The 14229-nt window shown below is 42.5% G+C and carries 12 protein-coding genes; 6 read left to right on the plus strand and 6 right to left on the minus strand.

Features of this window, described 5'->3' with window-relative positions; genetic code table 11:
• Nucleotides 1-22 precede the first annotated feature (22 nt).
• The 5 genes from F0227_RS00250 (at nucleotide 23) to sstT (ending at nucleotide 4467) form a co-directional block, all read left to right on the plus strand.
• Complete coding sequence (locus F0227_RS00250; protein ID WP_171751138.1) at nucleotides 23-448, plus strand: hypothetical protein; 426 nt, start codon at nucleotides 23-25, stop codon at nucleotides 446-448.
• Nucleotides 445-1053, plus strand: a complete 609-nt coding sequence (locus F0227_RS00255) for an SCO family protein (protein ID WP_171751139.1) — start codon at nucleotides 445-447, stop codon at nucleotides 1051-1053. The genes F0227_RS00250 and F0227_RS00255 overlap by 4 nt, the downstream gene beginning before the upstream one ends.
• An 82-nt stretch (nucleotides 1054-1135) precedes the next feature.
• On the plus strand, nucleotides 1136-1582 hold the full coding sequence (locus F0227_RS00260; RefSeq protein ID WP_171751140.1) for a copper chaperone PCu(A)C: 447 nt from the start codon (nucleotides 1136-1138) through the stop codon (nucleotides 1580-1582).
• A gap of 381 nt (nucleotides 1583-1963) precedes the next feature.
• On the plus strand, nucleotides 1964-3010 hold the full coding sequence (gene rsgA, locus F0227_RS00265) for a ribosome small subunit-dependent GTPase A (protein WP_171751141.1): 1047 nt from the start codon (nucleotides 1964-1966) through the stop codon (nucleotides 3008-3010).
• A 242-nt stretch (nucleotides 3011-3252) separates the two neighbouring features.
• A complete protein-coding gene (sstT, locus tag F0227_RS00270; protein ID WP_171751142.1) occupies nucleotides 3253-4467 on the plus strand; it encodes a serine/threonine transporter SstT in 1215 nt (404 codons plus the stop codon).
• Between the two features lie 85 nt (nucleotides 4468-4552).
• Here sstT and F0227_RS00275 read toward each other — a convergent pair whose 3' ends face one another.
• The 6 genes from F0227_RS00275 to F0227_RS00300 all read right to left on the minus strand — a co-directional run bounded on the left by F0227_RS00275 (nucleotide 4553) and on the right by F0227_RS00300 (nucleotide 11790).
• Nucleotides 4553-5602: an alcohol dehydrogenase family protein gene (locus F0227_RS00275; protein ID WP_171751143.1), complete on the minus strand. Its 1050-nt coding sequence runs from the start codon at nucleotides 5600-5602 to the stop codon at nucleotides 4553-4555.
• On the minus strand, nucleotides 5599-6120 hold the full coding sequence (locus tag F0227_RS00280; RefSeq protein ID WP_171751144.1) for a TetR/AcrR family transcriptional regulator: 522 nt from the start codon (nucleotides 6118-6120) through the stop codon (nucleotides 5599-5601). The genes F0227_RS00275 and F0227_RS00280 overlap by 4 nt, the downstream gene beginning before the upstream one ends.
• A 203-nt stretch (nucleotides 6121-6323) precedes the next feature.
• On the minus strand, nucleotides 6324-7445 hold the full coding sequence (locus F0227_RS00285) for a tetratricopeptide repeat protein (RefSeq protein ID WP_216613285.1): 1122 nt from the start codon (nucleotides 7443-7445) through the stop codon (nucleotides 6324-6326).
• A gap of 352 nt (nucleotides 7446-7797) precedes the next feature.
• A complete protein-coding gene (locus F0227_RS00290; RefSeq protein ID WP_171751145.1) occupies nucleotides 7798-9441 on the minus strand; it encodes an alpha-glucosidase in 1644 nt (547 codons plus the stop codon).
• Between the two features lie 54 nt (nucleotides 9442-9495).
• Nucleotides 9496-10347 (minus strand): MalM family protein, encoded by an 852-nt coding sequence (locus F0227_RS00295; RefSeq protein ID WP_171751146.1) that lies wholly within the window; start codon nucleotides 10345-10347, stop codon nucleotides 9496-9498.
• A gap of 90 nt (nucleotides 10348-10437) precedes the next feature.
• Nucleotides 10438-11790 (minus strand): carbohydrate porin, encoded by a 1353-nt coding sequence (locus F0227_RS00300; RefSeq protein ID WP_171751147.1) that lies wholly within the window; start codon nucleotides 11788-11790, stop codon nucleotides 10438-10440.
• 435 nt (nucleotides 11791-12225) lie between these two features.
• On the opposite strand from F0227_RS00300, the gene glgX reads away from it, so the two are divergent.
• On the plus strand, nucleotides 12226-14187 hold the full coding sequence (glgX, locus tag F0227_RS00305) for a glycogen debranching protein GlgX (protein ID WP_171751148.1): 1962 nt from the start codon (nucleotides 12226-12228) through the stop codon (nucleotides 14185-14187).
• Nucleotides 14188-14229: the final 42 nt, after the last annotated feature.

Consider the following 14229-nt stretch of genomic DNA (forward strand, 5'->3'; position numbering starts at 1 on the left):
TATTGATAACCTCTTGCTCACTATGAAACTATTAAAAATACTCGCGCTCTGCTGCGCCGTTTTACTCGGTTTTTTTGTACAAGATATGCTGAAACCTAGCTCCACTTCAGACAGCGCGATGAATGTAAAAGACTACTGTTTTTTATCAACCACAGCATGTAAACAGCAGCATGTAACCATGACTCTTGAACATGATACCGCGAAACCTTTGGTAGAAAGCCAGCTAACCGTAGATTGGCCTAATGCCAGTAAAGAGACCTTGTTACTTGAAGTTGAAGGGTTAGAAATGGATATGGGCATTAGTAAGTTTTTACTAAACAAGCAACCCAATGGCACATATTCAGCCGCTATAATGCTGCCTGTTTGTACGCAAGATAGTATGACATGGTTAGGCCGCTTAACCGATGGAACAACAACAGTACACCCAGCAATTAGGATGGAAAGATGACAAAGAACTGGTTAATCGCCCTTATTGTCGCATTTGGGCTTGGTTACGGCATCAATGTCTATATGGATTCACAGGCAGATGAAGAGAAAGCACAACAAATTGCCGCTTCACAACAGATAGCCAATGATCCCATTTTTATTGGTAAAGATAATAGGCCGGTACGGATTTTTGAACCAACAGATGATCGAATTAGAATTGTCTACTTCGGCTATACACGCTGCCCTGATGTTTGCCCAACATCATTGGCCATGTTGTCTGCAGCACTAAGAGAGTTTGACGATAAGCAACTAGCTAAACTTCGCCCGTTATTTATCTCTATCGATCCTGAAAGAGATGATCCTGTCGCGGCTCACCAATATGCTCAGTATTTTCACCCAACGATATCTGGCTTATCAGCGCCATTAACAACAACACAACCTGTTGCTGATCGCTACGGTGTTATTTTTAGAAAAACAGAGCTAAAAGAGTCCGCCATCGACTACGTTGTTGATCATAGCTCTTACTTCTACTTCTTACAGCCAGACGGAAGCTTAATTACTAAAGTGCCGCACACACTCGATCCTGAGCCAATAGTGCAAGCAATAAATTCTGTTCTTGCTAACTAGGTGACACATAACCCCATTATAAAATAACCAAATACAGATAAATTAAAGAGTGGCGTTAAGCCATCAATCAAAAGGAAGAGATATGAAACGTATACTACTTTTAGCCACACTAGCCCTAACCAGTACTTTTGCTTCTGCAAATAGCGATGTAATGATTCACAACGCTTATGCGCGGGCTACCCCACCAAATGCACCAACCAGCGCCGTGTTCGTGACTCTAATGAACAAAGAAGAAACCCCTCGCTCTATCGTCTCAGCTTCTTCACCTGCATCAGGTAAAGTGGAGCTGCATACTCACGTTAAAGAAGGCGACCTGATGAAAATGCGACAGGTTGATCAAATTAGCATCCCAGCCAGCGGTACTGTTGAGCTTAAGCCCGGCGGACTTCACATTATGTTGTTCGACTTGCAACAAGATTTTATCGAAGGTAAAAGTATTGAGGTAACAATCAACTTTGCTAACGGTGACCAACAAACCTTTACTGCCCCAATCAAGAAAGTAATGGCTGGCATGAAAATGAAGCATTAAGATCTATCTTCGGACTAGAATAATTTAATAAGAGTAAAAAAGAGGTTCCAGTTGGTACCTCTTTTTTGCTACTCTAAGTCTTAAATACTGGTATATATAAGCCCGTAAATGAACAGCTACCATACTGAAAAATGAACAACTATAAGAGAACTAGTCGTCAATCAGTTTGGTGTTAACCACTTAGTAAAATTTCACAGAAAATTGGAGGATAAGATGATTGTATTAATGACCCACCCGGTAACGGTAAGAGCGTAGAAACCACACTGCTCGTATAATCTTTCCTGTTACCCGGTGATCCATCTATTACCGGGGTTCTAATATGCCGCAACAAATTAGCCCCTGAATCGTAAAATTTCAGCGATTTTCGCTCGGGTTTAAAAAATGAAAAACCATTTATCTTTGTCACAACTAGGTTGGCAAGCATACTTTCAACAACAACTTACATTAGAAGACTATCAATCAAGCATTATTGCTCGTGTATCTGCTCATCACCGTTCCGGTTATCAGCTATTAACGGAGTCGGGAACAGTTACATTAGAGCATCATCACGACTTTCCACCAATGACCGTTGGCGATTGGTTGATTCTAAATGAAGACAACACCTTTCAGCGACTGCTAGAAAGAAGCTCACTGTTTCAGAGAAAAGCATCCGGTAGCAAAGCTTATCAGCAACTTATTGCTGCCAATATCGATACGCTCTTTATCGTCTGTTCATTGAACGACGACTTTAATTTAAGCCGAATTGAGCGCTATCTTGCTATTGCTAATGAAGCACAAGTACAGCCTGTTATTGTATTAACTAAAGCAGATCTCTGTTCACACAGCGACGAGCTAAAAGCAGAAGTACAATCTCTTGACCCAATGCTAATCATTGAAAGTGTTAACGCACTTGATTGTGAGAGCATTCAGCCGCTGACCGATTGGTGTAAACAAGGAAAAACCGTGGCCTTTATGGGCTCATCCGGAGTTGGAAAGTCCACACTCGTCAATACCCTGATGAGAACAGAAACGCAATTAACAGGCGGTATAAGAGAAGACGACAGTAAAGGCCGACATACCACGACCTCAAGAACTCTTCACATTATGCCAGACGGTGGTTTACTGCTAGATACACCGGGAATGCGAGAGTTACAGTTGACCGATTGTGAATCTGGCGTCAGTGAAACCTTCTCCGATATTGAAGCGATCATTGAGCTGTGCCGATTTTCTGATTGCCAACATCAAACAGAACCGGGTTGTGCCGTTCAATTAGCACTAGAGAAAGGCACTCTTGATGCTCGACGCTTAAATAACTATTTAAAGCTTCTTCGTGAGCAGAAAAGAAACAGCGCCACGATTGCAGAGCAGAGAGCCAGTAGTAAACAGCTAGGAAAAATGTACCGTTCGATACAGAACGAAAACCAGTTCAGAAAAAAAGGACATCATTAACATCGTAAACGTTTGCAGGGGCATATGAATGCCCCTGCACAACAGATTTATTACCATCCTGTAACAAAAAAACAATATTTATCTCTAGTTTTCGCTACAGGCTTCTATTTATTGATTAAAAATAGACTTATCTATAGACACATTCGCTACTTTGCTTAATATATGCATCTCAGACTGTTTGTTACATCAAACAACGCAGCTGAAAACAAAAAAATAAAATTATATTATTAGGTAGTAATCCCATGCAAAACAACAACACTCTTATAGCAAGATTTGCCAATGGCAACCTTGTTTTACAAATATTGGTCGGTATTGTACTCGGTGTAGTACTCGCGACGATTTCACCCGAAACTGCAAAAGACGCTGGCTTAATCGGTAGTCTATTTGTTGGTGCGTTAAAAGCTGTTGCTCCAATTTTAGTATTCATTCTAGTTGCAGCCTCTATCGCTAACCAAAAGAAAGGACAGCACACTCATATGCGTCCGATTATTACTCTGTATTTAATCGGTACATTTACTGCTGCACTTACCGCGGTACTTCTTAGCTTTGCTTTCCCAACGACTCTAACTCTGGTAGCGGGCGCAGAAGGTACAACGCCTCCACAAGGTATTGGTGAAGTTTTACATACACTTCTATTCAAACTAGTGGATAACCCAATTAATGCGCTAAAAGAAGCGAATTACATCGGTATTTTGGTTTGGGCTATCGGTCTTGGTCTTGCACTTCATCACGCATCTGCAACAACCAAAGCTGTATTTGAAGATCTTAGCCACGGTGTATCTCAAATTGTTCGCTTTATCATTCGTTTAGCACCATTTGGTATTTTTGGCCTAGTTGCATCAACATTTGCAACAACGGGTTTTGCTGCGTTAGCAGGCTATGCACAGCTTCTAGCAGTACTGCTAAGTGCCATGCTAATTATTGCCTTGGTTGTTAACCCAATCATTGTTTATGTGAAAACTAAGCAAAACCCATATCCATTGGTTCTTCAATGTCTACGTGAAAGTGGTGTTACTGCATTCTTTACACGTTCAAGTGCGGCGAATATTCCAGTAAACATGACCCTATGTGAGAAACTGAAACTAGACGAAGATACTTACTCTGTATCTATTCCTCTAGGTGCGACGATCAACATGGCAGGTGCAGCAATCACAATTACTGTACTTACACTGGCAGCTGTACACACTATGGGTATTGATGTTGACCTACCGACAGCACTACTACTAAGTATCGTTGCAGCAGTATCAGCTTGTGGTGCATCTGGTGTGGCAGGTGGTTCTTTACTGCTTATCCCACTAGCGTGTAGCCTATTCGGTATCTCTAACGATGTCGCGATGCAAGTCGTTGGTGTTGGCTTTATTATTGGTGTTATCCAAGATTCAGCAGAAACAGCGCTAAACAGCTCAACAGACGTAGTATTTACTGCTGCGGTATGTAAGTCAGAGCAAAGCAGCTAATAACGTTGCACGGCAATAAAAAAGGGGCTCATTAGAGCCCTTTTTTATTGCCGGTAAATAACTTGCCGTGAAAGGTAAGCAATCGCTACTCAACTATTAACACTATCTTACCAATATGCTGTTTTTTCAGAAAAGCCTCTTGAGCTGACTGTATGGATTTAAGCGGGTAGGTATCCGCAATGAGAGGCACAATACTTCCGTTTTCAATATGGCGGATGACATTACCAAATACCTGTTCATCAAGAACGGTACAGCCAAAGAAACTTAAATCCTTTAAGTAAAGTGTTCTAACATCCAACTCGACTAATGCCCCTCCAATGGCTCCGGCAACGGCATATCGACCACTAGGGCGGAGTACGGTCAAAAATTGTGGCCATTTGTCTCCAGCAACCAAGTCGATCACTACGGTAACGCTGTTCTCTGCAAGCTGTTCAGTTATTTCAGCTTCTCTGTCAATAACTTGGTCAGCGCCAAGTTCCCTTAGCTGCTCGTTTTTACTCGGACTGGTAATGGCAATGACATAAGCACCACGGGCTTTCGCGAGTTGAATCGCTGCCGAGCCCACACCGCCAGATGCACCGGAGATAAGAACCCTATCTTGGGCAGTCACATTAGCGCGCTGCAACATATTTTCGGCTGTCGTATAAGAGCAGGGAAATGACGCCAACTCAACATCTGTGAGAGGGCTATTTACAAGATAGGCATGTTTGGATGAAACAACGGTATATTGGGCAAAACCACCATCGCATTCCGATCCAAAGTAACAAGGGTAGTCCAAAGGTTGACCATTAAGCTCGGTTAAACATGGCTCCACCAATACCCGCTCACCTATTCTCTCTTTATCTACATTATTGCCCACCGCAATAATAGTCCCGCACACATCTGCTCCCTGAATTCTCGGCAGCTCAATAGCGGCTCCAGACCAACCCGCGTCATCATCGCTACCCTGATTCTTTGAGTACCACGCTATTCTGGTATTGATATCGGTATTATTGACAGCGGCTGCAGATACACGAATCAATACTTCATTATTCTTAGGAGTCGGGACTGGTAAATCTGTTTTGTATTGCAACATTTCAAAGCCACCATGGCCAATAAGCTGCACACCTTGCATAGTTTGAGTCGTGGTTGTCATAGTGATTTCTCTGATAATAGTTCAACAATAATGTTCTGAGCGGAAGTTAACGCCTCTTTGCCAATGACTGGCCATGCGTTCGACACCCCTTCATGCAGCAGAAACAGCTCGGTAGAACGCCTTTCTGTCCCACTCTGCTTAGCAAACAATTGACGTACCGCCTCTTTGTGCTGCTTGACGGCAAGATTGATCACCTGATTATCAGGAAAGGCAGCGATCGCATTCAACGACATACAACCATGAGGCGCATATCGCTCCATCCAAAGCTCAAGTCGTTCAAACATATATAAAACAGATTCAATACCAGTCTGAGGAGTCACTTCCGTTAAAAAAGCCAAGTAGCGTTGGTGACGGTACTCTAAAGCTGCAACGATCATTGCTTCTTTGGAAGGGTAATATTTATATAAAGTACGTAAGCTAACATCGCAGGCGGTTTTTAACTGCGCGACGCTCGGTTCAGCAAAGCCATATTCACTGAACGCGTCTTCAAGTCGAGCAGCAAGCTTCTCTTTAAGCATAATGTATCCAATAGTAGAATAAGTATTCTACCAACAGGGTAGAACGAACACTCTACCTTTGTCAAAGCTTGTTATTAGATCTTTCTTTTATCGAGGTTTATGCCATCAGAGGAAAATGCAGATGAATTCAATGGACGTATTGGAAATCAAGTAATTACTATGAAGGGAGAAAAAAGGCTCCTTGTTAGGAGCCTTGTGCAAAGTTATTTTTTATCTATTGGCGAATATGAAAAATCAAGGTCGTTACTGTCTGCGGCCTCTTTATCCTCACCATCTTGCTCAGATGTTTTTTCATATACCATAAACTCGTTACCATCAATTTCAGGGAAATAACTGTTACGTTTATACAGTTTATTTAACGCTTTTATCATCGAATGTTTGGCAAGCGCACCGTCTGCTAACTTACGCAGCAATGGCTTCGCCATGCCCTGTAAACCGACGACAGCATCCACACCAAGAATATTGCCGACATCATCTCGTCTTGATTTAGCGGGTTCATAACCAAAATATGCCGAGATAAATAACCATAAATAGGCGATGGCGTTTCCTTTAGAGCCGCGACCGATCCATACATCGCCAGCCAAATATTGCGCTTCTAAATTTCCTTGCTCTGCTGCAACCTCAAACCAATAAATCGCACGAGTTGTATTCTTATCAACCCCTTTACCATCGCGATAATGAATGCCGAGTTTTAGCTGACCCTCAGAGTTATTCTGTTGTGCCGCTTTAAAATGCCACTCAGCAGATAACTTCGGATTAGGATTGGTATTCGACTCTGCGATATACCAATCTCCCATGAATATTTGTGCTTCGGTGTTACCCTCGTTAGCTACCTCTTCAATGGTTTCAATCCCTTTATCGATATTTTGATCGGTACCTTGACCGCCCATAAAGGCTTTACCCAACTCAAGCTTTGCTCGGTTATTGCCATTATGAGCCTCAATAGCCAAACTCCAAAACTTAGACTTTTCACCTAGCACAACATCTTCTTTTGCTCTGGCACACACACGTACCACACCATACATGCCAATTTCGTTATCCTGTAAAGCGGCCTGTTCGTACCAATAAAGCGCTTCTCTTGGGTTATGTATTTCGGCCTCTTTAGCTAAAAAAAGTTGAGTAGGAACATGTCCGGTTTCTGCTTTAAAAATCCGCTCTTTACGTTCTTCTTCTCGTTGCCTCTCAATTGCTCTTCTATAAGCACGATCGCGCTCTTCTTTTTCGGCGGCTAAGCGTTTCTTTTTTGCAGACAAAGACGCCATCCATCCAAAAATAAGCAGTAGCGAAATACCTGTAGCCCCAAGGGCAATCGTTATAAAATTCATAAATCTCTAGTTCTAACAGCGTGAAAACACACTTACATTCTTGTTGAAATTCTCTATGGTCAATAGAGCATCCAATTTACAACAAATAACAACCTTCACCAACAGTATAGGAGATTGGCGATATTCGCTATGGATAGTTGGTGTTTAATTGAGATAACTACAATACGATGTCACAAACCTTATCATTTCACTTTCTATAAATCGAACCCTCTCACACTGCCATTAGTCAAAACCTAAAGCCATAAATACAACAAAGCGCACTCTGGAGTGCGCACTGATAAAAATCTCAACCTGTTTGGATAGTAATCAATTACCAATTACCAAAAAAGTAAACAAGCAAGTAAACCGTACCTTACTGACTGCCTTTTAACTGTACCGCAAACGACTCATAAGGCCTAAGGTGCAGTTGTCTATCTAACGCCACTCGATCACGATAATTTGCAATTAAAATCGGCTGTTCGGTTACCGAGAAACTATCCGGTAACCTAAGTTCAGCGGAACAATTATGGAAATTACACACCACCAAAATCGTCTCTTTATCATCACTTCTTAGGTAGGCCCAAATAGAGCCATGCTCTTCAAATAGAGGAGTAAAGTCTCCATAAACAATGGCAGGATGCGATTTTCTTAACCGTATCAACTGCTGATAATGGTAATAGACAGAATCAGGATCATTTAGCGCGGCCGCAACATTAATCTGTTTATAATTTGGATTCACATCGATCCATGGTTGGCCCGAAGTAAAACCACTATGCTCACTATCATCCCATTGCATGGGAGTTCGCGCATTGTCACGACTATTTTCATGAAGTGCTGCCAACATCTGTTGAGCAGGAACGCCAGATTCCGTCCTCAGTTTATAGAAGTTCGTTGTTTCAATATCTCTATACTGCTCGATTGAGTCGAACTTAACGTTTGTCATAGCAATTTCTTCACCTTGATATATGTAAGGTGTACCTTTTAGAAAATGCAGTGCCGTCGCCAGCATTTTGGCTGACTCCACACGATAGGTGGCGTCGTCACCATATTTGGATACCGCTCTGGGTAGATCGTGATTTCCCCAAAACAGTGAGTTCCAGCCATCATTCGCCAACTCTATCTGCCACTTATTCATCACTCGCTTAAACTCAACAAAATCGAGATCAATTGGTTGCCATTTATCACCATTTCCCCATGTTAGGGTGATGTGCTCGAACTGAAATATCATAGAAAGTTCGTTTCTATCAGGATGGCTGTATAATTTAGCAATGTCTGGGTTTGCTCCCCATGTTTCTCCAACGGTTAGCAGATCTTTGTCGCCAAATGTGGCCTTATTCATCTGCTGCAATAGTGGGTGAAGACGTTCACCATTACCTGTTATTTTCTTATCCACTTGTTTGCCAATAAGATCAATAACATCTAGCCTAAAACCACCAATTCCCTGCTCTATCCACCAATTCATCATAGTATGAACTTGCTGCTGAACTTGTGGGTTTTCCCAGTTGAGATCCGGCTGACGCTTAGAGAAGAGATGAAAATAGTATTGCTCGGTCTGGCTGTCCCACTGCCAAGCAGGGCCACCAAAAATAGAATCTATATCATTGGGGTACCCGCCCTCACTAGGTTCGTCTCGCCAAATGTAGTAATCACGATAAGGATTATCTTTAGATTTCTTCGCTTCGATAAACCAAGGATGTTCATCAGAGGTATGGTTAACCACCAGATCCATCACAATGCGTATACCTTTAGACTTCGCGAGCTTTATCAGGGTTTTCATCTCCTGCATGGTGCCAAACTCGGCAGCAATGGCTTGATAATCAGAAATATCATAACCGTTATCATCCATCGGAGACTGATAAACCGGAGAAAGCCAGATAACATTAATCCCGAGAGTCTCTAGGTAATCTAGTTTGCTAATTATCCCGGCAATATCGCCAATACCATCGTTATTTGAGTCAGAAAAGCTGCGCGGGTATATCTGATAAACGACGGCATCGTGCCACCACTGCTGTTTCATCTCTCTCTCCAATTAGGCAAGTCACTTGAGTATTTAAGTTACTTATTTGCTTGGTTACTTCTTATTAACTGCATCAATAAACACTTGTTGTGCTTGTTCAATATTCAATGCTTTGGCTTCTTCCAATAACGCCAGCGCCTTCGCTATATCATTTTGATCAACCGCTTGCTTAATAGCATTAGTATAATACTCAACCGTACCAGATTGTGCGGCCGTAACTACCGCTTGTTTTTTTACTATAGGCGCCGGTTTACTGGCTTGCTTTTGCGAAGATTTGGCATGACTTCTTAATGATTGAGTCGTGACCTCAATATCCAGCTTACCGGTAAAGGCGTGGACATATTTTAGATCGGTCACCATGGGCAGAGGCGCACTACTACGAATCGCTCGAACTTTTGCCGGATGAGGGATAACCACTTGCTGACCAACATCACTATTGGCGGTATAAACCACAAAATAAGGTGTCTTCTCCGCATCTAACTGCAACGTCGTTTGATATCGATTCTGTCTTAACGCATCGCCATACAAAGTATCGAACTGATCCAGACCGAACGTCTGTACAACATTAAAAGTCTCATCTAAAGCAATGACTTGTGGTGCAAGTACTTGTTTCTCAGTCATATAGCTTCGTAATGTTACTTCAACCATTTTTGATTTAGGATCCAACTCAAACGCAGCAAAGCGACTATTGCCTTGAGAGAAGTGCCATATTGGAGATGCATCATTTAATTCAAATTCGATGTTGTCAGTGCTATCAAGTTGTGTCCAGTAAAACTCTGACATTGCCGTACAACAGATATCCCCGTCAGATAATGACGAAGGTAAACGCGAAGCTTCACTATGTGCCTCCGATGCACACCCCGAAACCAACCCACCGAGCAACAAAGCCAGCAATGCATTTTTCATTTTAATTCCTCTATCATTTCCAATATTGAGCGGTTAGAACCAACTAAGGCAGTCAAATGACTGCCTCGATTTTTCACATTTAACTATCGGTTAGAACCATATTTCGGCTTCGATACCAATGCGTGTTTCATTGCCTTTGGTGTTCTTATTCCACTCATAATTTGCGTCACTTGACGCCATATAAGTCACATAAGGTTTAATTTGTGGACGTCCCCAGTAGTCAGCATTAACGGTAAATACTGGCGCTAACGTTGCGGTATAGAATGATGTGGCTTTATCCTCACGACCCCAATCGCCTTTTTTTCCTAATGTTTCAATTGCATAGGAAACAACCGCTTCTAGACGCAAGTTATCATTCATCTTATAAGATGGCGTAACACCAAAGAAGGTACGGTTCACTTTCTTAGTGCCCCAAACATTATCACCGTCTTTGTTGTCTAACTCCCACATTGCGAACTCTGTACCAAGCTGAAGATTTTCAGAAACATTAGCTACACCATATGAGGTGACGAATACACCTCTATCACTTTGGTTATAAGTAGAGAACTGTCCAAAGTTAACCCCACGGTTTGCTAACAAACCTTCTCCATAGGCAATAGCTGACGTCGACCAACCATCAAAACCATAGAAGTCACGGCTATAGGTAATACTACCGCCGAAACCATCTTTTGCTGCATTAGCATTGTCGGCACTGGTGTTACGATATGTCTTAGCGTTTGCGCGGTTAGCAAGCTTAAAATCGAAGTCAAAACGACCAGATAAACCTTCAACCGAGTATAACCACATATTCAAAGAGTTTAGAGTGGTGCTCTCTCCATCGGAGGTTAGCTTACACTGCTTATCGTTCTTGTTATCCCCAGATACATTACAGCTACCAGCACCCGGATCCGCCGATACGATCGCCACACCGACGTTGTTGATTTCAAAACCGCCACCAACACCAGAGGACTGTTTCCAAAATTCTTTTGTGATGATGCCGGCTTGACGGTTTAGTTTTCTCTGTCCAGCCCAGATGCTTAAACCTTCTTTGAAGAAAGACAGATCACCAAGTTCTATATACGCTTGTTTAAACTCCAGTTGACCCGACTGATAGTGCCCTTCATTACCAGAAGATGACGGATAAAACCCACGACCATTGCCATCTTCATGGTTACCATACTCAGCTTGAAGTACGTATTTGGCCCATGAACCATTTTCGTAGTTATCGCCGCGAGTCAATGAGAACTCAACTTGATTTGGGTTGGCAGAAAAAGCGGCACCCGCAGCACGATAATCTCGTCTATGTTCCCATGTATACTCTCTAGCTAAAGACTCACCAAAGTTATATAACAACTTTCCATATCCATTGACTTGCCACCCTTGCTGAACTTTATCTTCAGCTAGTGCGGTTCCGGACAACAGAGCGCCGGCCACTGCTATCGCGATCACGCTTACTTTTTTCATTCGTTAACTCCTGAACGATTTATTATGTTTTTGCTACTTTTTCCAGACGTCCTTGTGAGGCAGTCACAAATTCGACTCGATAAAACAGCAGTGTGGGAGTAACTCCCTAATTTGTTTCAACGGATGAAATAGTAAGCAGTAAAAACAAGGCTGACTTCCTCCACCCTCATTAATTCTTCGGGGGAGTAGATAGGCGTAGAAAGCGACTGAGACGATAAAATTGAGGCGCCGGTCACTATATTAGGGGGGAGTAAGCACTTTTTACGGCGAGTACTGCTATACAAAATGTTAGCAGCATCAAATTTTCAGTAACAAATGATGAGCAAAATGTTTTTTATATTTTTAAGATCCTTTTACAAAAGGAGGTTGCCTTAAAAGGCTATCCCCTTTACCGTATTGTGCATAAGATTAATAAAATCGCTAAGAAAGACTAAAATGACAAATTTGCGCTCAAGACCATACCCTCTAGGTGCGACCTTAGATAAAAATGGGTGTAACTTTTCTATATTTGCGCCCAATTATAAAAGCATCTCACTAGCAATATTTGAGACCGAAACTGACTATCAAACTTACCCGCTAACGGACGAGTATGCTGGTGTTAGACATACCTATATCAGCGATATCAAAGCGGGATGTAAGTATGGCTATATTGTAGAGATTGATGACGAAGCTATGTTGATCTCTGACCCATACGCTAAGGCATTAGAGAAACCGCTACATTACCAAGCGCCATATAACGCCTCAAAAAGCTGGACAATGAGCAAGTGCTTAGTGGTAGATAGTCACTTTGATTGGCAAGGTGTTGAACCTCCGCGAATTGCTCGTGAAGACACGATTTTGTTTGAAACCCACGTAAAAGGGGCGACTCAGCTTAATCAAAAAGTGAAGCCTAATAACCGTGGTCGTTATCTAGGGCTCGCCTGTCCCGATATGCTCTCTTTCTATAAAGAACAAAATATCAACACACTGCAACTCCTTCCTGTTGCCGCCTGCATGCACGAAGAACATTTACTCAAGCAGGACAAAGTGAACTATTGGGGCTACAACCCCTACTTGTTTATGACACCCGATCCTAGATATGCTGCAAACGATGCTGTTACAGAACTAAAAACTGCCGTTCGAGAGCTGCACCGCAACGGTATTGAGGTTATTTTAGATGTCGTTTACAACCATACTGCGGAAGGGGGAGAAGGCGGTGCTTGGTTCAACCTAAAAGCATTAGACAGCAAATACTACATTAAGCACGGTGTTCATTACGCCAACTACACTGGCTGTGGTAACACGCTGGATCTTACCTATCAGCCGTCTCTCAATTTAGTCATGGATACCTTACGGTACTGGGTTGAAGAGTATCATATTGACGGATTCCGTTTCGACCTTGCGGCTACATTAGGTCGAGAAGGTGATGCCTTTAATTATCACTCCGCCTTTTTTAAAGCCGTTGCACAAGACCCTGTCCTAAGAGAGATAAAACTGATCGCAGAACCATGGGATATTGGCCCCAACGGTTATCAGGTCGGCGGATTCCCAGACGGTTGGAATGAGTGCAATGACAAATTTCGTGATATCACTCGTAGCTTCTGGCGCGGAGATCACGGCTTCTTAAAAGAGTTCGCTACCCGAATAATGGGCTCACGCGATCTCTACAGCGCAAGTCGCTGGCCACAAAAATTAACCGTCAATTACATCACTTACCATGACGGGTTCACCTTACAAGATCTTGTATCGTACAAACACAAACATAATGATGCAAATGGTGAAAATAACCACGATGGACATGGTGATAACCGTTCTGATAATTACGGAGAAGAAGGCGAAACCGATAACATGGTGATCAAAGCCGTGAGAGAAAAGCAGAAACGAAACTTTTTTGCTAGCTTACTCTTTTCCTTTGGTATCCCCCATATTATGACCGCCGATGTCCTTTCTCATACTCAAGACGGCAACAACAATGCTTACTGTCAAGACAATGAAATCAGTTGGCTCAACTGGCAGTTAACCTCAAGAAAAATGTTATTCCAACAGTGGGTTAGTGACACTGTAGCCGCCAGACATAAATATATGCTGCCGTTCTTGCGAGCGTTTAGTGGTGAACAGCGAAATCAAAATAGAGTGGGTTGGCGACGAGCAGACGGCCAACATATGGAACATGATGATTGGAACAACTTAAATGCCGTTGCACTGCACTTAGGAATTGGGCAGCAAGGCAATGAACTGATTTATCTGATCAACCAATCGGCGGCACCTGCTCGATTCAAACTCCCATCGAATAATGACCAGCATTGGATAACCATTTGTAACACCAACAATGAAAGAATCACCAATGAAAGGTTAGAGTACGATATGTTGCTTGCCCCTATGTCTCTGGCTATATTGCATAGCAAAGCGGAGTCGTAAACCTTTGGTTTTTATCTAGAACGGTCCACTACAACCCCTCTA

This window comes from Vibrio sp. 99-8-1 (assembly GCF_013114595.1).
Taxonomy (GTDB): Bacteria; Pseudomonadota; Gammaproteobacteria; order Enterobacterales; family Vibrionaceae; genus Vibrio.

Excerpts from the sequence above, each read along its gene's own strand:
- F0227_RS00300 (WP_171751147.1), bottom strand. The coding sequence starts at position 11,790 with ATGAAAAAAGTAAGCGTGATCGCGATAGCAGTGGCCGGCGCTCTGTTG.
- rsgA (WP_171751141.1), top strand. The coding sequence starts at position 1,964 with ATGAAAAACCATTTATCTTTGTCACAACTAGGTTGGCAAGCATACTTT.
- F0227_RS00250 (WP_171751138.1), top strand. The coding sequence starts at position 23 with ATGAAACTATTAAAAATACTCGCGCTCTGCTGCGCCGTTTTACTCGGT.
- F0227_RS00290 (WP_171751145.1), bottom strand. The coding sequence starts at position 9,441 with ATGAAACAGCAGTGGTGGCACGATGCCGTCGTTTATCAGATATACCCG.
- F0227_RS00275 (WP_171751143.1), bottom strand. The coding sequence starts at position 5,602 with ATGACAACCACGACTCAAACTATGCAAGGTGTGCAGCTTATTGGCCAT.
- F0227_RS00280 (WP_171751144.1), bottom strand. The coding sequence starts at position 6,120 with ATGCTTAAAGAGAAGCTTGCTGCTCGACTTGAAGACGCGTTCAGTGAA.
- F0227_RS00285 (WP_216613285.1), bottom strand. The coding sequence starts at position 7,445 with ATGAATTTTATAACGATTGCCCTTGGGGCTACAGGTATTTCGCTACTG.
- F0227_RS00260 (WP_171751140.1), top strand. The coding sequence starts at position 1,136 with ATGAAACGTATACTACTTTTAGCCACACTAGCCCTAACCAGTACTTTT.
- sstT (WP_171751142.1), top strand. The coding sequence starts at position 3,253 with ATGCAAAACAACAACACTCTTATAGCAAGATTTGCCAATGGCAACCTT.
- F0227_RS00255 (WP_171751139.1), top strand. The coding sequence starts at position 445 with ATGACAAAGAACTGGTTAATCGCCCTTATTGTCGCATTTGGGCTTGGT.
- glgX (WP_171751148.1), top strand. The coding sequence starts at position 12,226 with ATGACAAATTTGCGCTCAAGACCATACCCTCTAGGTGCGACCTTAGAT.
- F0227_RS00295 (WP_171751146.1), bottom strand. The coding sequence starts at position 10,347 with ATGAAAAATGCATTGCTGGCTTTGTTGCTCGGTGGGTTGGTTTCGGGG.